This is a genomic window from Thiocapsa sp., from assembly GCF_018399035.1.
In the GTDB taxonomy this organism is placed as follows: domain Bacteria; phylum Pseudomonadota; class Gammaproteobacteria; order Chromatiales; family Chromatiaceae; genus Thiocapsa.
In genome coordinates, this window is sequence record NZ_CP073760.1 from 2,928,946 (window position 1) to 2,949,030 (window position 20,085).

General features: G+C 65.1%; 16 protein-coding genes, 1 tRNA gene and 1 pseudogene. 11 read left to right on the top strand and 7 right to left on the bottom strand.

All coding sequences use genetic code 11. From position 1 onward, the window contains the following. Positions 1 to 21 precede the first annotated feature (21 nt). The 4 genes from KFB96_RS13265 to bchF are packed head-to-tail and all read right to left on the bottom strand — an operon-like array spanning position 22 to position 7,108. A complete protein-coding gene (locus tag KFB96_RS13265) occupies positions 22 to 3,759 on the bottom strand; it encodes a magnesium chelatase subunit H (protein ID WP_213457984.1) in 3,738 nt (1,245 codons plus the stop codon). Then, the gene (gene bchB, locus KFB96_RS13270) at positions 3,734 to 5,323 is read right to left on the bottom strand and encodes a ferredoxin:protochlorophyllide reductase (ATP-dependent) subunit B (RefSeq protein WP_213457983.1); all 1,590 of its coding nucleotides are present in this window, start codon (positions 5,321 to 5,323) and stop codon (positions 3,734 to 3,736) included. Before bchB ends, KFB96_RS13265 begins: the two co-directional genes overlap by 26 nt. Positions 5,324 to 5,327: 4 nt before the next feature. Further along, the gene (locus KFB96_RS13275) at positions 5,328 to 6,614 is read right to left on the bottom strand and encodes a ferredoxin:protochlorophyllide reductase (ATP-dependent) subunit N (protein WP_213457982.1); all 1,287 of its coding nucleotides are present in this window, start codon (positions 6,612 to 6,614) and stop codon (positions 5,328 to 5,330) included. After that, the gene (bchF, locus tag KFB96_RS13280) at positions 6,611 to 7,108 is read right to left on the bottom strand and encodes a 2-vinyl bacteriochlorophyllide hydratase (protein ID WP_213457981.1); all 498 of its coding nucleotides are present in this window, start codon (positions 7,106 to 7,108) and stop codon (positions 6,611 to 6,613) included. The genes KFB96_RS13275 and bchF overlap by 4 nt, the downstream gene beginning before the upstream one ends. Positions 7,109 to 7,675: 567 nt before the next feature. On the opposite strand from bchF, the gene ppsR (KFB96_RS13285) reads away from it, so the two are divergent. The 4 genes from ppsR (KFB96_RS13285) to KFB96_RS13300 all read left to right on the top strand — a co-directional run bounded on the left by ppsR (KFB96_RS13285) (position 7,676) and on the right by KFB96_RS13300 (position 11,621). Next, positions 7,676 to 9,100, top strand: coding sequence for a transcriptional regulator PpsR (gene ppsR / locus KFB96_RS13285; protein WP_213457980.1), 1,425 nt, complete (start codon positions 7,676 to 7,678; stop codon positions 9,098 to 9,100). Positions 9,101 to 9,105: 5 nt separating this feature from the next. Then, the gene (gene chlG / locus KFB96_RS13290; protein ID WP_213457979.1) at positions 9,106 to 10,014 is read left to right on the top strand and encodes a chlorophyll synthase ChlG; all 909 of its coding nucleotides are present in this window, start codon (positions 9,106 to 9,108) and stop codon (positions 10,012 to 10,014) included. 95 nt (positions 10,015 to 10,109) lie between these two features. Beyond that, on the top strand, positions 10,110 to 11,315 hold the full coding sequence (locus KFB96_RS13295) for a geranylgeranyl diphosphate reductase (RefSeq protein WP_213457978.1): 1,206 nt from the start codon (positions 10,110 to 10,112) through the stop codon (positions 11,313 to 11,315). A gap of 39 nt (positions 11,316 to 11,354) precedes the next feature. After that, positions 11,355 to 11,621, top strand: a complete 267-nt coding sequence (locus KFB96_RS13300; RefSeq protein WP_213457977.1) for a hypothetical protein — start codon at positions 11,355 to 11,357, stop codon at positions 11,619 to 11,621. A 14-nt stretch (positions 11,622 to 11,635) separates the two neighbouring features. Here the strand turns inward: KFB96_RS13300 and KFB96_RS13305 are convergent, their stop codons facing one another. From KFB96_RS13305 to ppsR (KFB96_RS13310), 3 genes and pseudogenes are all read right to left on the bottom strand, one after another. Next, the gene (locus tag KFB96_RS13305; protein WP_300970185.1) at positions 11,636 to 13,459 is read right to left on the bottom strand and encodes a PAS domain-containing sensor histidine kinase; all 1,824 of its coding nucleotides are present in this window, start codon (positions 13,457 to 13,459) and stop codon (positions 11,636 to 11,638) included. A 59-nt stretch (positions 13,460 to 13,518) separates the two neighbouring features. Further along, positions 13,519 to 13,830: pseudogene (locus KFB96_RS26800) on the bottom strand (histidine kinase); the annotation flags it as partial. 209 nt (positions 13,831 to 14,039) lie between these two features. Next, complete coding sequence (gene ppsR, locus KFB96_RS13310) at positions 14,040 to 15,440, bottom strand: transcriptional regulator PpsR (protein ID WP_300970186.1); 1,401 nt, start codon at positions 15,438 to 15,440, stop codon at positions 14,040 to 14,042. Positions 15,441 to 15,552: 112 nt separating this feature from the next. Between ppsR (KFB96_RS13310) and KFB96_RS13315 the strand changes: the two genes are divergently transcribed. From KFB96_RS13315 to KFB96_RS13345, 7 genes are all read left to right on the top strand, one after another. Beyond that, positions 15,553 to 15,629 (top strand) — tRNA-Arg (locus KFB96_RS13315). Between the two features lie 165 nt (positions 15,630 to 15,794). Then, entirely contained in the window at positions 15,795 to 17,009 is a 1,215-nt protein-coding gene (locus KFB96_RS13320) for an integrase arm-type DNA-binding domain-containing protein (RefSeq protein WP_213501419.1), read from the top strand. A 238-nt stretch (positions 17,010 to 17,247) separates the two neighbouring features. Then, positions 17,248 to 17,703: a hypothetical protein gene (locus KFB96_RS13325; RefSeq protein WP_213501421.1), complete on the top strand. Its 456-nt coding sequence runs from the start codon at positions 17,248 to 17,250 to the stop codon at positions 17,701 to 17,703. A gap of 56 nt (positions 17,704 to 17,759) precedes the next feature. Then, a complete protein-coding gene (locus KFB96_RS13330; RefSeq protein WP_213457973.1) occupies positions 17,760 to 17,966 on the top strand; it encodes an AlpA family transcriptional regulator in 207 nt (68 codons plus the stop codon). After that, entirely contained in the window at positions 17,963 to 18,304 is a 342-nt protein-coding gene (locus KFB96_RS13335; protein WP_213457972.1) for a hypothetical protein, read from the top strand. The genes KFB96_RS13330 and KFB96_RS13335 overlap by 4 nt, the downstream gene beginning before the upstream one ends. A 230-nt stretch (positions 18,305 to 18,534) precedes the next feature. Then, complete coding sequence (locus KFB96_RS13340) at positions 18,535 to 18,915, top strand: hypothetical protein (protein WP_213457971.1); 381 nt, start codon at positions 18,535 to 18,537, stop codon at positions 18,913 to 18,915. Further along, positions 18,912 to 19,829: a toprim domain-containing protein gene (locus KFB96_RS13345; RefSeq protein WP_213457970.1), complete on the top strand. Its 918-nt coding sequence runs from the start codon at positions 18,912 to 18,914 to the stop codon at positions 19,827 to 19,829. Before KFB96_RS13340 ends, KFB96_RS13345 begins: the two co-directional genes overlap by 4 nt. Positions 19,830 to 20,085 lie beyond the last annotated feature (256 nt).

Below are 20,085 nucleotides of genomic sequence, written 5' to 3' on the forward strand. Positions count from 1 at the left end.
CGGCCGGGATCTCTTGGATCGTCACGCGGCGGCCTCCTCGACAATCCCTTCGAGCCGATCTTCAAGCTCCTCGCCGGCCTGACGCAGCGCCTCCAGCGTGGCCGCATCGGGCGACCAGTAATTGCGCTCGTGGGCCTCGATCAGCCGGTTCGCGACCTTGGCCGATGCCGTCGGGTTGAGCTGCGCGAGACGGTTGCGCATCTCCTCGTCCAGCACGTAGGTCTCGGTGAGCTGCTGATAGACCCAAGGCGCAACCTGTCCGGTGGTCGCCGACCACCCCATGGTGTTGGTCACATGCACCTCGATCTGGCGCACGCCCTCGTAGCCGTGCTTGAGCATGCCCTCGTACCACTTGGGATTGAGCATGCGGGTGCGCGTCTCGAGCGCGACCTGCTCGGCCAGGGTACGCACGACACCGTCGCCACGGGTCTGATCGCCGATATAGACCGGCACGTCGTCACCCTTGAAGCGACCCACCGCACGGGTGATGCCGCCGAGGGTGTCGAAATAATGGTCGACGGTGGTCACGCCCAGCTCGACCGAGTCGAGATTTTGGTAAGCCAGCTGGACGGTGGAGAGCACGCTCTTGAGCAGCTCGGCCTGACGCACCGGCTGACCGGAACGCCCGTAGGCGAAGCACTTGCGACGCGTATAGGTCTCGGCCAGCTCGTCCTCGCCATCCCAGTTGCTGCTGTCGACCAAGTAGTTGACGTTGGCGCCGTAGGCCCCGTCGGCGTTGCTGAAGACACGCAGCGAGGCGGTCTCCAGATCGCAGCCCTGTGCCTCTTGATAGGCCAGTGCATGCTTGCGCACGAAGTTCTGCTCGAGCGGCTCGTCGGCTTGAGCCGCAAGGAAGGCGGCCTCGGCCAGCAGGCGGGTCTGCAGCGGCAGCAGATCGCGGAAGATCCCCGAGAGGGTCATGACCACGTCGACACGCGGACGGCCCAGCTCTTCGAGCGGGATCAGGGTCGCACCGGCCAGACGGCCATAGTTGTCGAAACGCGGGAGCGCGCCGAGCAGCGACAGGGCCTGCCCGATGGGTCCGCCCTCGGTCTTGAGGTTGTCGGTTCCCCAGAGCACGAGCGCGATGGTCTCGGGGAAGCCGTTGCCCTCCTCCGACATGTGACGCTCGAGCAGACGCTGGGCCTGGCGCGCACCGTCCTTGACCGCGTAGGTGCTCGGCAGACGGAAGGGATCGAAGCCGTGCAGGTTGCGCCCGGTCGGCAGGATCGCCGGTGTGCGCAGCAGGTCGCCGCCGGGTGCGGGGCGAATGAAGCCGCCGTCGAGTGCGTGCAGGATCGCCGGGGTCTCGGTGTCCTGGATCAGAAGTCGGTCGGTCTCGGCCAGCTCGCGGAACAGCTCGACATTTTCGTGGGACGCGGCCATCCCGCCGGCCTTGAGCGCCTTTTCAGGCGTCTTGCCGGCGACCAACGCCTCGACAGCCGCGCGCGTCGGGTGCATGTCCTTGGACGCCTCGGCGACGGCGAGCAGCAGGTCGAGACGCTCCTCTTCGCTCGGCGCTTGGCCGACGACATGCAGTCCGTGCGGGATCAAGGTGTATTCGAGCTCCAGCACCTTGTCGTGGAGCTTGGCGATGCGGCTTTCCGCATCATCCGTCCAGGTCGGCTCGAGCTCCGCCAGATCCAGCTCGGCGGCCTGGGCCTGAATCAGCACGGCCAGCTCGGCGCGCTCCTCCCGCTCCTCGGGGGGCAAACCACGCATGCGCTCCATCGAGCCCTTCAGATCGATCAGACCCTTGTAGAGTCCGGCGTGGGCGATCGGGGGCGTGATGTAGCTGATCAGGGTCGCCGCGGCACGCCGTTTGGCGATGGTGCCCTCGGACGGGTTGTTCGAGGCGTAAAGATAGACGTTCGGCAGATCGGTGATGAGACGATCCGGCCAGCAGGCACCCGAGAGACCGGCCTGCTTGCCGGGCATGAACTCGAGTGCGCCGTGCGTTCCGAAATGCAGCACCGCATGGGCGCCGAAGTCGTCGCGGATCCAGCGATAGAAGGCCGAGAAGGCATGGGTCGGGGTGAAGCCCTTCTCGAAGAGCAACCGCATGGGGTCGCCCTCGTAGCCGAAGGCGGGCTGGATGCCGACGAAGACATTGCCGAACTGGGCGCCGAGCACGAACAGCGAGCCGCCGTCGGTCTGCTGCTTGCCGGGTGCCGAACCCCACTGGGCCTCGATCTCGGCCAGCCAGGGCTCGCGCCGGACATGATCGTCGACCGGGATGCGGACATGGACGTTGGCGTGGGAGCCGAAACGCCCGGAGTTGCCGTTGACGATCTGCTCGCGCAGCGCATCGACATCCTTGGGCACATCGACCTTGTAGCCTTCCGCGTGCATCGTCTTGAGCGTGTGATAGAGCGAGGCGAAGACGGACAGATAGGCGGCCGTGCCGGTGTTGCCGGCGTTCGGCGGAAAATTAAACAGGATGATGGCGACCTTGCGCTCGGCGCGCTTGGCTCGACGCAGACGCACCAGACGCTCGACGCGCGAGGCCAGACGTTGCGCCCGCTCGTTGTGCGATTGCATGTCGCGTGCGCCGTCGCCCGAGCCGCCGCCGCTGCGACCGCCATAGACCATGGAGCCGGTCGCGCCGTCGAGCTCGGGGATAGCGACCATCATGGTCGCCTCGACCGCGAGCAGACCCTGGCTCGACGCCTCCCATTGGTCGACGTGCTGGAACTCCACCGCCAGGGTGGAGAGATAGGGCACGTCCAGCTTGGTCAGGATCTCGTCGGCGGCCTTGGAGTCGTTGTAGGCCGGGCCGCCCACCAAGGAGAAGCCGGTGAGCGAGACGACGGCGTCGACCGTCGCCTTGCCGTCCTTCAAGAAGAACCGCTCGATCGCCGGGCGCGCGTCCAGACCGCTCGCGAAGGCCGGAACGACCTGCAGGCCGCGAGCCTCGAGCGCCTCGATCACGCCGTTGTAGTGGGCGGCGTTGCCGGCCAGCACGTAGGAGCGCATGAGCAGGAGACCGACGCGACCGACGGGGCGGCCGTTGACGGGCGGCAGGCTCGCAAGCTGATCGGAGATCCGGCCCTTCATCTTGGGGTGATAGAGCCCGACGTCCGGATACTCGACGGGCGGCGCGGCCTTGATGGTCCCGCGCAGATGGCGCCTCGGGCCGTCGGCATAGCGGTCGACCAGGAACCGGATCATGTTGCCCAGGTTCTCGTCCGAGCCGGCCAGCCAATACTGGAGGGTCAGGAAATAGGCGCGCACGTCCTGGGCGGTGCCCGGGATGAAGCGCAGCAGCTTGGGGATACGTCGCAGCATCGACATCTGCTGGGCGCCCGCACTCTGCTTCTTCTCTTTGCCGCCGCGCAGACGCTTGAGCAGCGCCATGGGGCCGCCCGGGGAACCGTCCATCTTGAAGCCGCCGAGCCGCGTCATCTTCATCAGCTCGCCGGCCGACATGCAGACGATCATGGCGTCGCAGTCGTCACGACGGGCCGCCAGCGCGGGCAGGATGGGTTTGAAGTGCTCTTCCATGACCAGCATGGTGATCATGATGATGTCGCCGCGCGCGACGTCCTCGCGACAGCGCTCGAGCAGCTCCGGGGAATCGGCCCATTCGGTCGCGGCGTGCAGCGTCAGCTGCAGGCCGGGCAGCTCGCGCTGCAATGACGGACGCGCCCGCTCGGTCGTGCCGGCGAGGTGCCCGTCGAGATTCACAATGACCACACGGACCGGGGTAATGTCCGTGGTCGTGGCGCGCTTGTCAGCGGCCGAAGTGCGCTTTGGCATCGTAGAGCGTCTCCACAGTGATGGTCTGGATGCCCTGTTCCTCCGCGAAGCGCTCGGTATTCCGACGCGCCTTGCCGCGCACGAAGAACGGGATCTTTTTCAGCTCCTGCTCGGCTTCCGGTGCCCAAGTGATGGTGGAAGCATCGTCGGAAACCGGCCTATCCGCCGGCTCGGCCGCTGCTTGCGACTCGGACCCGGCGGGCCGACTCGTGCCGACACGCGAGCCGAGATGCGACGGTGTCGCCGCATCGTGAAACTCGAAGTCCTCCCGAAACATGGTGATGAGATGCTCTTCGAGCCCCATCATCAAGGGATGGACCCAGGTGTCGAAGATCACGTTCGCACCTTCGAAACCCATCTGCGGCGCATACCGCGCCGGGAAATCCTGGACATGCACGGGCGCCGAGATGACCGCGCACGGCACGCCCAACCGCTTGGCGATATGGCGCTCCATCTGGGTGCCCAACATCAGCTCGGGCTGAAGCTCCGCCGCCCGTTTCTCGACCTCGAGATAATCGTCCGTGATCAGCGGCTCGACGCCGTAGCGTTTCGCGCACTCGCGCACTTCGCGCGCAAACTCACGGGCGTAGGTCCCGATGCCGACGACCGTAAAGCCCAACTCTTCGGCACACATCCGTGCCGCGGCGACCGCATGGGTTGCGTCGGCGAAGATGAAGACACGCTTGCCGGTGAGGTAGGTCGAATCCACCGACCGCGAGTACCAGGGCATTCTAGACGAAATCGGCGACTTGGCATCAGTCACGTCGATCCCGGCGATGCGCCCGACCTCGTCGAGAAAATCACGCGTCGCGCCGATGCCGATCGGCACCGTCTTCACCGTCGGCTGACCGAACATGCGCTCCAGCCACAGACAGGTCTGATCGGCCGTCTCGGGATAGAGACAGACGTTGAAATCCGCCTCCGGGATCCGGAGCAGATCCTCGGGGGTAGCACCCAACGGCGCGACCACATGGACATCCACGCCGACCGAGGCGAGCAGCCGCGTGACCTCTTCCACATCGTCGCGGCAGCGGAAACCCAGCGCCGTCGGGCCGAGCAGATTCGCACGCGGGCGCCGATCGGCCGGTCTGGGCTCGGGATGGCGCCCAGCCTCCGGGACGCGGGGCTTGAGCAGACCACGGACCAGTTGATAGAAGGTCTCGTTGGCGCCCCAGCATTCCTTGCGGGCGTAGGCCGGCAGTTCGAGCGACAGGACCGGGACCGGAAGCCCCATGCCGCGGGCCAGGGCACCGGGTTGATCCTGAATCAGCTCGGCCGTGCAAGCCTCGCCCACCAGGAGCACGCGCGGCTTGAAACGCTCGAAGGCATCGGCGACGCTGGTCTTGACCAGCTCCGCGGTGTCGCTGCCCAGCTCGCGCGCCTGAAAGGTCGTGTAGGACACGGGCGGACGTGAGCCGCGCCGCTCGATCATGGTGAAGAGCAGATCCGCGTAGGTGTCGCCCTGCGGCGCGTGCAGGACCAGATGCACACCTTCCATGGAGGCAACGACGCGCATGGCGCCGATGTGTGGGGGTCCTTCGTATGACCAGAGTGTGAGCTGCATCGCGTCAGACCCGCAACAGGGCGGCACGCCGCAGCGGCCGCGCGAAGAGCTCGGCCAGATCGGCGGCCTGATCGAATCCATGGACCGGCGTGAACACCAGCTCGATGGACCACTTGGTCCGCAGGCCCTCGGACTCCAGCGGATTGGCCAGACCCAGACCGCAGACCGTCAGGTCGGGGCGATCCTCGCGCAGACGATCGAGCTGACGTTCGAGATCCTGACCCTCGGTGAGGCGCACGCCTTCCGGCAGGAGGCGCATCTCCTCGGCCATCAGCTGACGATCGAGGAAGGGCGTACCGACCTCGACCAGCTCCATGCCGCATTCGCGCTGCAGGAAGCGCGCAAGCGGGATCTCGAGCTGAGAATCCGGAAGGAAGCTGATGCGCTTGCCTTCGAGTGACTCACGATGATGCGCCAATCCGCGCCGGGCCCGTGCGATCGCCGGCGCCGTTACGGCGTCGAGTACCTCGCCCGTCACGCCCCACGCCTCGGTCGCCGCACGCAGCCAGCCGAGCGTGCCTTCGACGCCGAAGGGATAGGGCGCGGTCAGCAGACTGGCCCCCCGCGCCTGACAGGCGCGCGCCGTCTCCCCTAAAAAGGGCTGGGCCAGCAGGACCCGGGTCCCGCTGCCCAGGGGAGGAAACTCGGTGGTCCGACGCGGCGGCAGAAAATGCACTGGACCGATCCCCAGCTCGGCAAACAGCCGGGCGAACTGATCTTCGACCACGTCGGGAAGGGTTCCGACCACCAAGAGCGAACGCTCGCCGACCGGCAACTGCGGCAACTCGGGCACCAGCGCCTTCAGACAGGCGTCCTCGCCTTGCGTAAACGTCGTCTCCAGGCCGCTCGCCGAATAGTCGAGGATCCGCACCCGTCCGCGATAGACACCGGAAAGACGCTCGGCGGCCTTCGCCAGGTCGAGCTTGATGACCTCCGACGGGCAGGAGCCGACCAAGAACAGCGTGCCGATGTCGGGGCGCCGCTCCAAGACCTCGGCGACCACGCGATCCAGCTCGGCGTTGCAATCGGCCAGACCGGCAAGATCGCGCTCGTGCAGGATCGCCGTCGCAAACCGGGGCTCGGCGAAGATCATGACCCCGGCGGCCGACTGGAGCAGATGCGCACAGGTGCGTGAGCCGATGACGAGAAAGAAGGCATCCTGAATCTTGCGATGCAGCCAAACGATCCCGGCCAGGCCGCAGAAGACCTGCCGCTGGCCGCGCTCGCGCGTGACGACCGGGAGCCTGTCGCCGGCGACGGATCCCCGATCGAGCGTCGGCTGCCCACTCATTCGGCCGCCTCCGCGAGGCTCTCGCGAGCCTTTGCCTGATCGAGTCGGGCGGCACGCAACTTGATCAAGAACTGCCCGGCATTGATGACATAAGCCGCATAAGCCGCCAGCGCCAGCCACATGAGTCCTTGCGTCTCGAGCGCAGCGGTGGCGAGCGCGATCAGATAGGCCGTGTGCAGGGCCAGCACCAGCATGCTGAACACGTCTTCCCAAAAGAAGGCCGGCGCAAAGAGGTAGCGCCCGAAGACCACACGCTCCCAGATCGCGCCCGTGATCATGATGGCGTACAACACCAGGGTCTTGACAACGATCGAGACGGTGGCGATCAGCGCGCCCTCGCCGGTTGCCAAATAACGCAGCACCAGGTAAAGGCTCACCAGGAAGACCAGAAACTGCACGGGCGCCAGAATGCCCTGGACCAGCGTCCACGGGGATTCGTCGCGGCGGAGTCGCTCCTCCGGGGTGTAGAGAGGTTTGCTTTGCTGCGGTTGCATTCGAGGATGATTCATCGGTGGACGAACTAGGGTATGATCCGCCATCACGTTCTACATACGACGAATCTAGTCCGCTTTCAGGGATGCGTCAACCAAACTTTACGTAAACCTGACTTGACAACCCGGCGCCAGGCACCACAATAGGGTAGCGAGCCCGACCTTTGGTGGACCGGCGTTTCCGTATTGCGGTCGACTGCAGCTGCGCCCCGCAGCCCATACGTACCGCCTGCAACGACCATCCCCCGACTCGGACTCCGCACAACGGCGGGCTCGGGCGATCCTAATCGGATCGGCAGAGCAGCCCGCACCTCGCGCCTCGGCGTGGTAACGTCGGCGATTTTCGGCCCGAGCAGCGCAAGCGGTCTTTTCTGTGATCATCGACACGACAAGGGAGCCGGCACCAGCCGAAGGTCACGTCGAGCGATCCGATCGGGACTTCGGTGCGCGATGGTGCAGGGTGCTGCAAGGCATGCCGACCCGCCAGGATCGTTCCGGCGAGCCAGTCGCTGCCGACCCCGAGGACGGGTGGGCCGGGCGCGCCCAGAGGCATTGGAGAGTCTGGTCGTCGTGAGTCCGTTCAGAGCCCTAAAGGAATCGTTCGGCAGCCTCGATGCCGAAACGGCGGCGGCGCTGGTTGAAGGCGTATCCGACATCGCCGTCGTGGTCGACCAGGCGGGCATCGTCTGCGACATCTCGTTCGGCAGCGAGGATCTCTCGAGCGAGCTCAGCAGGGACTGGATCGGACAGCCCTGGCTGACCACCGTGCTGCCGGAGAGCCGCGCGAATCTGGAGGCACTGCTCAGCGAGGCATCCGACTCACGCGTCACCCGTTGGCGACAAGTCAACCATCCCTCCGTGCGCGGGACCGATATCCCGATCCAATACCGGGCCTTACGCCTCGGGACGAGCGTCGTGGCGCTGGGGCGCAACCTCCAGGGAATGGCCGCCCTGCAACAACAGCTCGTCGACGCCCAGCAAGCCCTCGAGCGCGACTATTGGCGCTTCCGCCAGGTCGAGACCCGTTATCGCTTGCTGTTTCGTATGGTCTCGGAGGCCATCCTCATCATCGATGCGCCGACCCAGCGAGTCGTCGAGGCGAATCCGGCCGCCGGACAGCTCCTCGGCGAATCGCCGACGCGGGTCATCGGTCGCCCTTTCCCTGAAGGATTCGACACCGAAGGCACACAGTCGATCAACGGCCTGCTGGCCGGTGTCCGTGCCGCCGGGCGGGCGGACGACGTGCGGGCCAAGCTCGCCGACGGTATGCAGGAGTTCTTGGTCTCGGCCTCGCTGCTGCGCCAGGAAAACCTCTCGTTTCTGCTCGTTCGTCTGTCGCCGATCATCGCCGAGAGCGCCACATTTACCCTGCCGGAGAACCGGGCTCGCTATCTGCGCGTCCTCGAGAACGCACCGGACTGTGTCGTCATCACGGATGCGGACGGACGGGTGTTGAGTGCCAACAACACCTTCCTGGCCTTGACCGAGATCGCCGCGGAGCAACAGGCGCGAGGCGAGTCGCTCGACCGTTGGCTCGGGCGTCCGGGCGTCGACCTCAATGTGCTGATGGCCAACCTGCGCCAGCACGACACGGTCCGGCTCTTCGCGACCACCTTGCGCGGCGAGTATGGATCCACGACCGATATCGAGATCTCGGCCGCAGCGGTGCGCAACGGGGAGCGCCCCTATTTCGGGTTCTTCATCCGAGATGTCGGTCGTCGGCTCAATGCCGAGCAACCGACGAGTCCGGAGCAACCGCGCTGGCTCGATCAGCTCACCGACCGCGTCGGGCGGGTCCCGCTCAAGGAGCTGGTCCGTGAATCGACCGACACCATCGAGCGGCTCTGCATCGAGGCGGCACTGAAGCTGACCGGAGACAATCGCGCCTCGGCGGCCGAGCTGCTGGGCTTGAGCCGCCAAAGCCTATACGTCAAAATCGATCGCTACGGCATTTCAGACCAAGCAGCCGAGCCATCGGCACCATCCGACAAGTGAGCGGCATGAATCGAAGCGCGTTACCCGCGGCAGCGTCCGCCTATCCGTCCATGCCTGCGATCTTGGAAGTGTCGCATCCCATCACCTGGTTCCCGCCGATGTGGGCCTTCGCCTGCGGGGTCGTGTCCTCGGGCGCACCCGTCGTGCAGCAGTGGTGGCTCCTGCTCGCCGGCGTGCTGCTGGCCGGCCCCCTGATGTGCGGAACGAGTCAGGTCGTCAACGACTGGTACGACCGTCATGTGGACGCCATCAACGAGCCCAACCGCCCGATCCCCTCGGGGCGGATCCCGGGGCGCTGGGGTCTGTATCTCGCACTCATCTGGACCACGCTCTCGCTGCTGCTCGCGTGGATGCTCGGACCCTGGGTCTTCGGGGCATCGCTGATCGGCATGGCTCTGGCGTGGGCCTACAGCGCACCGCCGTTCCGACTCAAGGGCAACGGCTGGTGGGGCAACCTCGCCGTCGGATTCTCTTACGAGGGATTGGCCTGGGTGACCGGGGCCGCCGTGATGCTCGGCGGCGCCATGCCGGACTGGCGGATCCTCGCGCTCGCGGTGCTTTACAGCATCGGGGCGCACGGCATCATGACGCTCAACGATTTCAAAGCGATCGAGGGCGACAAACAGATGAACGTGCGCTCGCTGCCGGTTCAACTCGGCGTCGACGGGGCCGCGCGTCTCGCCAGCATCGTGATGGCCGTGCCTCAGGCGGTCGTGATTGCGCTCTTGTTCGCCTGGGACAAGCCGGCGCACGGGATCGCCGTCGGCGTGGTCTTGCTGATTCAACTGCTGCTCATGATCCGTTTCCTGCAAAGTCCGCGCGAGCGTGCGACCTGGTTCAGCGGTCTCGGCGTCAGCGTCTATGTCACCGGGATGATGATCAGCGCCTTCGCCGTGCGCGGGCTTCTCGCTTGAGTCAGACCCGACAGAAGGCTTGATCGCGCCTGCCCGGCGCCGTTGCTCCGGACGTCGGAACACTTCGTTTTACCCAACCTCAGGGCCAGCATGCGATGACAACTCTTGAAACATTCGACGTCGTGATCGTCGGCGGCGGGCCCGCCGGTGCAACTGCCGCAACCGATCTGGCCAAACGCGGTCGCCGCGTCCTCCTGCTCGATCGCGGCGGGCGCATCAAGCCCTGCGGCGGCGCCATTCCGCCGCAAGCGATGCGTGAGTTCGAGATCCCGGAATCCATGCTGGCGAACCAGGTCAACTCCGCCCGCATGGTCTCCCCGTCCGACCAGCGTGTGGACATGCCCATCAACGGCGGCTATGTCGGCATGGTGGATCGCGAGCATTTCGACGAGTGGCTGCGCGAACGCGCCGCGCAAGCCGGGGCCGAGCGGCGCACCGGCACCTTCGAGGCGGTCGAGCGCGACACCGACGGCGTGGCACTCATCCGCTATCGACCGGGTGCCGGGCGCAGCGGCAACGCGTCCGAGCGGGTCCGCGCCCGTGCCGTGATCGGCGCCGACGGGGCACACTCCGCCGTCGGCAAGCAATGCGTTCCGGGCGCGGACAAGATCAAGTATGTCGCCGCCTATCACGAGATCGTGCGCACCCCGCCCAACGGCGGTCCGGCCGATTTCGACGGCACGCGCTGCGATGTCTATTATCAAGGCGACATCTCGCCGGACTTCTACGGCTGGGTCTTCCCGCACGGCGACACCACCAGCGTCGGCGTGGGCACCGCGGTCGAGGGCTTCTCGCTGAAGGGCGCAACCACCGAGCTGCGTCGCCGCGCCGGACTCGAGCACGCCGAGACCCTGCGTCGCGAGGGCGCGCCCATCCCGCTGAAACCGCTCAAGTGCTGGGACAACGGACGTGACCTGGTCCTGGCCGGCGATGCCGCCGGGGTCGTGGCTCCCGCCTCGGGCGAGGGCATCTATTACGCACTGGTCGGCGGACGGCTGGCCGGTGACGCGGTCGACACCTTTCTCGCCACCGGCGACGCCCGCGCGCTCAAAACTGCGCGGACCCGCTTTATGAAAGCCCACGGCAAGGTGTTCTGGGTGTTGGGAATGATGCAGCACTTCTGGTACGCCAGCGACAAGCGTCGCGAGCGCTTCGTGAGCATGTGCAAAGACCCGGATGTGCAGTATCTGACCTGGGAAGCCTACATGAACAAGCGTCTGGTCCGTGCCAAGCCGGCGGCCCATCTGCGGATCTTCTTCAAGGACATGGCGCACCTCTTGGGTTTCGTCTCGGCACGCTGACGGGACGCGGCCGACACGAGCACTCCGGGAGGCAACATCATGGCCGAGCTCTTCGCAAGCGGGCGCTTGATCGATCTGATTCTCGGCCTAGTCGTGGTCGAGGCGATCGCACTGACACTTTTCCACCGCCTGACGGGCAAAGGGGTCGCCCCGCGCGATCTGGTCGGACTGCTGCTCGCGGGCGCGTTCCTGCTGGTCGCCGTGCGCTTCGCCTTGACCGGCGCGGAGTGGACCTGGATCGGATTCTGGCTGGCCTTGGCCCTGATCGCACATCTCGCCGATCTAGCCCTGCGCTGGCGACCTTGACCCATCCGCGTCAGTCAGTTACCGGCAGGCGGATCGCCCTTTGTGTACTGCGCCGAATACCAGGCGAGGTGCTCGAGGAGCTGGGTGGTCCGCTGGACCGATGACTGAACGGCGTCGACCAATGCGGGCACCCGGCCCAAATCGACGCCGTCGGTCACCTCGAGCGCGGCAAGCTGCGCATTCGCGACAATGGCCGAGAGGAGCTCGCGGTACATGGGGTTGGCACTCCATTGCAACTGCTGGCGCATGATCTTCTGCTGCTCGAGCAGACCGGCCTGAACCCGATGCCGGGCATCCTCGGCCCTTTTGCGCTCGCTCAGGTCGGTCAGCAAGAGCACAAAGCCCAAGACCCGCTCCGGCGAAGAAAAGACTGGATCGGCGCGCACCAGAAACGGACGAAGGCCGATGTCCCCGGTGTTCAACTCCACCTCTCCGCGCCAAGCCCGACGATGCGTCACCAACTCATCGAGACGGCGGCGTGCCTCCACCTGCGTCGCCTCCGAGAACAAGTCCAGTAGATCATCCAGGCATCGCGGGCGGGATTGGTCCGGATGCAGAAGCCGCTCGAAGGACTGTGTGGTCAGCAAAAAAACGCCGTCCGCATCGGCGATGAGGATCGGCTGCTCGGAGGCCCCGACCTGAGAACGAACCTGGGCGAGCTGCGCTTGGGCGATCAGCACACGGACCGAGCGAAACTGCTGGATGACATCCGCCACGGATTCGCCGATCAGTCTGGCTGTCGCCAGATTTGCGGAGGTCCAGGGGTCGGATGTGCCCTCCACGACCTGATGCCATTGGGCGAAGGAACGCCGCGGCGAAAGCTGCGAGGGATTGTCTCCGCTGAAGGCTGGCTTGAAGGGATTGCCACCCCAAGTCACGGTCCGTACCCGCTCGGGACGACACCAGATGAGGTATTCGCCCGTGCAGCTCGAGACCGGCGCCGCGAGGATTCCGCTCGCCACCGGGGTCAGATCCGCGAGGCGCAGCTCGTCGCGCCGCAGCGAGGCGGTCGCCATCACTGCGCGCCGCGGCTGCGTATCGAGCCAGGCGCCGATCTCGCGCAAGTCACGGGTTCCGGGAACATCTCCGGTGGTCAGAATCCTGCCGTCGCAGAGCAAGGCCGCTCCCGCTGCATCGACGGTCTGAAGCAAGGTTCGGGGGTCGTCGAAGAGGGCGGATGTCCAGTCACCCTCGCGCGAGATCGCCTCCACCATCCGCTGCTCGAGGCGTCGAACCGATAACTCCGCCTGAGCCTGGACAAAGCTCTCCAAAGCGGCGATGCGTGTCGCCACCGCCTCGGCCAGCAGCTCGCAGACGGCGCGAATCTCGTACTGCACGAAGCGCGGCCCGCAATGATGACACGCGATCAGCCCCCACAGCCTGCCCCCGACCAAGAGCGAGGCGACCAGGGTCGCCCCGACGCCCATGTTCTTCAAATATTGGATGTGGATCGGCGACATGCTGCGCAGGCTGCACAGCGACATATCCAGATCCTCCCCCGTGACGGGCGAGGCCCGGGGATGGATGCGCACCGGTGCGTAGTCGACATCGACCAAGAGGCGGATCCGGTTGCGCTCGTAGAGCCGACGCGCGATTTGAGGGATATCGGAATCCGGGTAACGGTTGCCGAGGTAGGCATCGAGCTCGGGCTCGCGCTGCTCGGAAAAGATCTCGCCGTGGCCCTCGTCATCGAACCGATAGACCATGACCCGATCGTAGCCGGCAATCGACTTGAAGATGCGCGCGGCCTCGTCGCACAAGGACCGCAACGAAGCCGATGCGATGATCGTCTGCAGCGCGGCATTGATCCGAGCCGATAGGTCGACCGCGGCCCCCACGGCTCGAGCTCGACGACCAACCCACCCGCCGGCGGACGATGCACGATGGCATCGAAATCCCGCGCCGAGTCCACCCCCACCGGCGTTCGCAACACCAGCGGGATCTGCGCCAGATCATCGTCGAGTCTCGGACGAACCCTCGCTGCCAGGATCGGTACCAGCTCGTCGAGACGGGCCCCGATCGGATCCCGGTCGAGCCGCAACAGGGAGCGCGCATTCTCGCTGGCCTGGATCACGACAAGATCCGGCTCCGACAGAACGATCAGGGCGCCGTGCGGTTGGATGGATGCGGCGAGCTGAATCTGCTCGCGCTCGCAATTGGAAAGATCGGCGTGCCCGAACGCCGGCGAGGAGGAAAGATCGGGGGTCAATTGGGCTGCACTCCGATGCTTAAACCGCGCCCAGCGCGGTATGCGATGTTTTTGGATGGGATCGGCCCCGGCAGACTTGACGACCGTTGGAGTCGGCGCGGTTTAAAATATTAAACAATATATCCTTTTAAACCGCGCCCCCGCTAAGGGTCGTGGATGCACCAAACGTCGAGCGCACTTGAACATGAGCATCTCGCTCTGGACGCGGTTTAGGTTCGATATCCCGGGTCCGTGATCGTATCCTGATCCATCCCGTAGCGCTTGAGCTTGACGTAGAGACTCTGACGACTCAAGCCCAAAAGGTCGGCGGTTGCGGTGCGATTGCCGCGCGTGAGGTCCAACGCCTCTTCGATATAGTGCTGCTCGAGCACGCTGACCGCCTCGTCCACCAGTGCACGCAAGGGACCTTTGCCGATCCGCCCGGTCAAGGCCGCCAAGCGTCCGCCGAGACGTTCGTCGTTGTCTTGCCGCGGCAGGCGCCTGCCGACATCACGGAACAAGATTCCGATCGACGTCGGATCGCTGTCCAGATCGCCAGCCGCCGAGATCTCGACCTCCGTCTCGGCACCGAGATCGCCGCGGAGTCTGGTCAAGAACGGACGTACGACACCGAGTCGCGCGATCGTCGTCAACAGCACGCCCATATCGGCGCCCGGCCGGTCGAGCCAACGCCCCAGGCTCTGCTGCAACACCCCGCCCGAGGTCGGCATTTGAACGAGGTCGAGGAAGGCCGGATTCACCCAACGAATCATGCCACCTCGATCGGTCACGACGAATCCATCGGGCAAGCGCTCGATCAGGATGTCGGCGAGCTCGCCTTCGGCAGACTGCCGAGACGCCAACGCGGCCTCGGTGGCGGTCAGTTGGAGAAGGTATAGTGAACCGGCCTCGGACGCGAGCCGCGAAGCACGCACCATCCAAGCCGCTCGCTCCGTGCCGAGATGCAGCAGAATCCCGGGCGCGCTGCCGTGATCGTCGAGCCGTCGCAGCATCGCGCGAAAGAGGTCGCGCTCGCCGTCGACCAACTCGCCGGAAAAGTCTTTTCCGACCAGCGACCGCTGCGCTCCGGTCGGACCAACGAGGGCGCGTGACGCAGCCGGGTTGACGTCCTGGATCGCGAGACTGTCGACTCGCAACAGAATGACCGCGTCGCTGGAGGATCCGAATAAGAGCCGATACCGTGTCTCGACCTCGCGCAGCTTCCAATAATCACGCTCCATCGTCTGCTGCGCCTCCACGAGGCGCGTCTGCAGCTCGGTCACGGCTTGGAGACTGCGGCCGATGGCAACCAGACCGGCATCGCCTCCCAAACGCACCGCGGTATACTCGATCGGAAGACGCAAACCGGATGGAAAGATCTGGTTGACCTGCCGGAAGGCCGAGACACCCGAATCCCGAGCGTCGTCGACGAGGCGCTGCAGTCCCTCGCTTCCGAACGACTCGACCGTCTCGGCCCAGGGACGCCCGACCCAGGCATCCAGGGCCTCGCCGCGAATCGCAGGCGACAGCGCCGCCCGCCGGATCACACCGGCATGATCGAGAAAGATGGTGACGTCGGGCTGGGCCAGATTGGACATGGACATGGACGTATAGACCTGATCACGCTTCAATAATCACCGCTTCGCGGATGGACTTCAACCGATATCGGCCTGGATCGGGATGGTAACCGGTGCCTGCAGTCATTCCCCGGGTTACACTAAAGCCGTTGGTGCTCGACAGCACGCCCTCGTAGCTCAGTTGGATAGAGCGATCGCCTCCTAAGCGGTAGGTCACAGGTTCAATTCCTGTCGAGGGCGCCATTAACCTGTAAAGCAACGTACAGCAAGATACGAACCACCCGCCTAAGTCACCGATTTTCCGGTAAAGTTTGTAAAGCAAGATACGGCAAGGAACATTGACAGCCGACGCCTTCCGAGGGTAACTATGCGGGTAACCGCGTACACGCCTAAAGCAGTTACCCGCAAATGCCCCTGACAGATGCAGCGATCCGCAACGCCAAGCCGGGCGCCAAGCCGGTCAAACTCAGCGACGGCGCGGGTTTGTTCCTGCTGATCACAACGAAAGACCGGCGCTGGTGGAGACTGCGCTACCGCTTCGACAGCAAGGAAAAAATGCTCTCGCTCGGGACGTACCCGCAAGTTACCCTCAAGGACGCCCGACAGAAGCGCGACGAGGCCCGCGCGCTGCTCGCCAAGGGCATCGATCCGTCCGCACAACGCCAAGCCGAAAAGACCGCCGACGCTGGCGGGGATCGCTTCGCCGCCGTTGCCGAAGAATGGTTCAAAAAGTTCTCACCACGATGGGTACCCGGCTACCGGCTAAAGATTCGCGCGTGGCTCGATAAGGATCTGATCCCCTATCTCGGGTTTCTGCCGACCGACACGATCACCGCCCCCGAGCTGCTGGCCGTGGCGCGTCGTGTCGAGGCCCGGGGCGCGCTGCACACCGCCCACCGCCTGATACGCTGCGCTGGCCAGATCTTCCGCTATGCCGTTGCCACCGGCCGCGCGACCCGCGACCCGTCCGGGGATCTTCGCGGAGCATTGCCACCCGCCGACGCTGGACACTTCGCATCGGTAACCGACCCCGCCCGTGTCGCCGAGCTGCTGCGCATGATCGACGGTTACACCGGCACCCCGACCGTACGCGCCGCCCTTCGCCTTGCGCCGCTGGTCTTCGTCCGACCCGGGGAGCTGCGCAAAGCTGAATGGGAAGCCATCGATCTCGACGCGGCACAGTGGAGGTATACCGTCACCAAGACCAGGACCGAGCATATCGTTCCCCTGTCCACCCAATCCGTCGAGATCCTCCGGGAGCTCCACCCGCTCACTGGACACGGGCGCTATGTCTTCCCGTCGGCCCGTGGCGATGATCGACCGATGTCCGAGAACGCGGTTCTCGCCGCGATGCGTCGTCTCGGAATCCCGAAAGACGAGATGAGTGGTCACGGCTTCCGCGCGATGGCTCGCACGATTCTCGACGAGGTGCTCGGCTACCGGCCCGACCTCATCGAGCACCAGCTCGCGCATGCCGTGCGAGATCCCAACGGCCGCGCCTACAACCGCACCGCCCACCTTGCGGCCCGCACGACCATGATGCAGGGATGGGCGGATTATCTGGACGGCATCAAGATCGAGGGCTCGAACGTGGTCGGAATCCGCCGCGCGGGTAACCGCTGAGGGTAACAACCGAGTCCGGAAACAATCTCGGCGACGTGAAACCTGACGCTACCGTCGCTACCGACGCTACCGCTTTGAATCCGAAGCCGAAAAGCGGTAGCGACAAGCCGAAATCCAGACGCTACCGTTCGCTACCTCGCTGCTGGCGGATGCGGGTAACCGCCAACGAAATAGGCCCCGAAGCGGCTCCACCCGCGTCGAGGCCCTGGACAACACCGACCTATCGTAGAGGTCCGGCATGACCGAAGTCGATGATACCGCTCTCGACGAGCTGATAGAACAAGCGCAGAAAGGCGACCAGGCCGCTACCGGCGAGTTATGCAGGATCGCCTCTCGCGCGCTCTACGCAGGCGGCCCGGTCGAGATGAATCCAGTTCTACGCCGATACCTCGCCGCGTCCCTGTCGCGCGTCAAAGATGCAGGACTCGCTCGCGCCTTTGCGCCGTTGGGTCCGCAGCCTGCTTACATCCGAAAGGCCCGGAAGGAGATGAACGATCTCTCGCTGGTGATTTGGGTCGATCGCATCCGCAGCACGATGGGTCTGGTGACATTCAAGGACGGCACCCCGGGCCCCGTCTTCGAACTCGTCGGCAAGATGCTCGGGCGCTTCCTGCGACAGCCAGAAACAGGTATTACGCCTGGAAACATTCCCGGAAAACGGCCAAAACGCCGAAAAATCGGGAATGGCCAATGAAGTAGACCGAGCGCAAGAATGGCTCCACGGTGTACGACGACCTACGGAGCCAGCAAATGAAGACCCCTCCCGCCCCCACCCGAATCATCCGGATACCCGAAGCCAAGCGCCTCGTCGGCGTCTCCCGAACCACCCTCTACACATGGATGCGCTCCGGTCAATTCCCTGCGGCAGTCCGCATCGGACCCCGCGCGGTCGGCTGGCGTGAATCCGACATCACAGACTGGATGCACTCGCGCGACCGCGTTGGAGGTGCAGCATGACCCTCGTCGACACCCTTGATTCCATCGCTCGGGAGATGGACGCGGTAACGCTATTGATCGGGGGCGCCGCCGATTCACCGTGCTATGGAGTGGCGGATCTCGCCCCGGGTCTGCACGCCATCATGCGCAGGTGGACCGACACCCTTGATTCAATCGCCGCATCGGCCTGCGACTCCGAGACTTTCGACCTTGAGACCTTCGTCGTCAGTCTGACACCGGCCGAAGCCGCCGCAGTACGCGCTCAAGCTGCTGCGCATGCGGTCACCCCGGAGGCTGAGATCCTCGTCATGTTGGACGCAGCAATCCAACGGCATCAAGCCAGCGAGCGGACATCATGAGCAGCGCAACGAGAAACGCCCCGATCGGCGCAGAACCGATCGAGGCGTTGAGTGTGGCCGCCAAGCCAAGTATCCTAAAGCCGTCCCCTGGTGCGCTACCAACGCCCCAGGGACGAAGCTCCGACTGAGTAAGAGTCCGAGCACCGGCGAGACAATGATACCTGTCAGGGTAACCTTTGTCGCGCCCCTGCCCGCCTTCCTTGGTCGGTTTCCAAACTCTGGAGACCACCATGCAACAACACGACGACCCCACCGACACCCCCTTGTTCCGCGCGGGCTACGCCCTGCTGAAACAGCTCCCGAGCGCCTACGGGATCTCGTCCAATTACGGCGCTATCGACCTGACCGAAGACGACGAGATGCGCGCGGCCGTCATCGCCGCGGTCGAGCCCATCCTCAAGCGCCGGATCCAGGTCGCCAAAGGCGAGCCCAACCCACCGGACCCCGCCGACGAGGCGTTGACCGTCGCACTGGCTGCATTCCTCGCCGACGAAGACGTCCGGCGCCTACAGGCCCTCGCCGACGAGCAGTATCTCGGCAGTCCGGGTCTAGCCGTCGCCGAGATCCTGCAAGCCAGCCTTGACGATCTCGTCGGGGAGGTAGAGCCATGAGCGCAGCTACCGCAGCAGCAACCCCTCCGACTTGGCGTGTCATCGACGACTTCGCCGCAGCAATCGCCGCGGCCGGTCTCGGGTCTCCCGACATCATCGCCGACGGACGCATCCATCGGTTCCGCACGGCAGACGACAAGGCCGGAAAACTGAGCGGCTGGTATCTGCTGCACCTAGATCGATGCGCGGCCGGCGCCTTCGGATCCTGGAAGGTCGGGTTTCAACAGACCTGGAGCGCCAAGACCGAAGCCGACGAGAAGATCGACTTCCGCGCGATGATCGAGGACGCCCGTCGACAGCGCGCTGTCGAGCAGCAGGCGACACACCGGGACGCAGCCTATACCGCCTCCGAGATCTGGTCATCCTGTCGTCGAGCAACCCCTGATCACCCCTATCTGATCGCCAAGGAGATCAAGCCGCACATCGCCCGCGTCGATTCCGGTAACCGCCTGGTGCTGCCGATCGGCGACGGCTCCGCACTCACCAGCCTTCAATTCATCGGCGCCGACGGCGCCAAGAGGTTTCTCTCGGGCGGCCGGATTTCCGGCTGCTTCTTCACCTTGAAGGGCGACGGGCGCCGCGAGTCGATCCTGATCGGCGAGGGCTTCGCCACCGTCGCGACCATGACGGAGGTCACCGGCGCACCGGGCGTTGTCGCCTTCAATGCGGGGAATTTGCTCCCGGTCGCCAAGAGGATTCGACGGATCAGGCCGCGCGCCGAGATCGTTGTCATCGGCGACAACGACCGCTGGACGGAGGGCAACCCAGGCCGCACCAAGGCCCGAGCTGCTGCTTTGGAAATCGGCGCCAAGCTGCTGCTCCCGAATTTCGAGGGCATGGATTTCAGCGACAAGCCGACCGATTGGAACGACTGGTACAGGATCGCCCGCGCGGCAGGGAGGGTTTCAGCATGAGTTCGACGACGAAAAGACCGCGCCGCGGCATCAGGATCAAGCCGGAAGCAATTTCGGGCGACGTGAAACCTGACGCTACCGTCGCTACCGACGCTACCGCTCGGAATTCAAAGGCTAAAAGCGGTAGCGAAAAGCCGAAATCCGGACGCTACCGTTCGCTACCCCGGACGCTGCCGATGAGGCTGCCGACCTTGGCGCGGATCCGCTGGCGGATGCTGTCGACCCGGCGACGGAGCCGCCGAACGAGGATGACATC

Coding starts and splice junctions, on each gene's coding strand:
- KFB96_RS13265 (WP_213457984.1), bottom strand. CDS start 3,759: ATGCCAAAGCGCACTTCGGCCGCTGACAAGCGCGCCACGACCACGGAC.
- bchB (WP_213457983.1), bottom strand. CDS start 5,323: ATGCAGCTCACACTCTGGTCATACGAAGGACCCCCACACATCGGCGCC.
- KFB96_RS13275 (WP_213457982.1), bottom strand. CDS start 6,614: ATGAGTGGGCAGCCGACGCTCGATCGGGGATCCGTCGCCGGCGACAGG.
- bchF (WP_213457981.1), bottom strand. CDS start 7,108: ATGCAACCGCAGCAAAGCAAACCTCTCTACACCCCGGAGGAGCGACTC.
- chlG (WP_213457979.1), top strand. CDS start 9,106: ATGAATCGAAGCGCGTTACCCGCGGCAGCGTCCGCCTATCCGTCCATG.
- KFB96_RS13295 (WP_213457978.1), top strand. CDS start 10,110: ATGACAACTCTTGAAACATTCGACGTCGTGATCGTCGGCGGCGGGCCC.
- KFB96_RS13300 (WP_213457977.1), top strand. CDS start 11,355: ATGGCCGAGCTCTTCGCAAGCGGGCGCTTGATCGATCTGATTCTCGGC.
- KFB96_RS13320 (WP_213501419.1), top strand. CDS start 15,795: ATGCCCCTGACAGATGCAGCGATCCGCAACGCCAAGCCGGGCGCCAAG.
- KFB96_RS13325 (WP_213501421.1), top strand. CDS start 17,248: ATGACCGAAGTCGATGATACCGCTCTCGACGAGCTGATAGAACAAGCG.
- KFB96_RS13330 (WP_213457973.1), top strand. CDS start 17,760: ATGAAGACCCCTCCCGCCCCCACCCGAATCATCCGGATACCCGAAGCC.
- KFB96_RS13335 (WP_213457972.1), top strand. CDS start 17,963: ATGACCCTCGTCGACACCCTTGATTCCATCGCTCGGGAGATGGACGCG.
- KFB96_RS13340 (WP_213457971.1), top strand. CDS start 18,535: ATGCAACAACACGACGACCCCACCGACACCCCCTTGTTCCGCGCGGGC.
- KFB96_RS13345 (WP_213457970.1), top strand. CDS start 18,912: ATGAGCGCAGCTACCGCAGCAGCAACCCCTCCGACTTGGCGTGTCATC.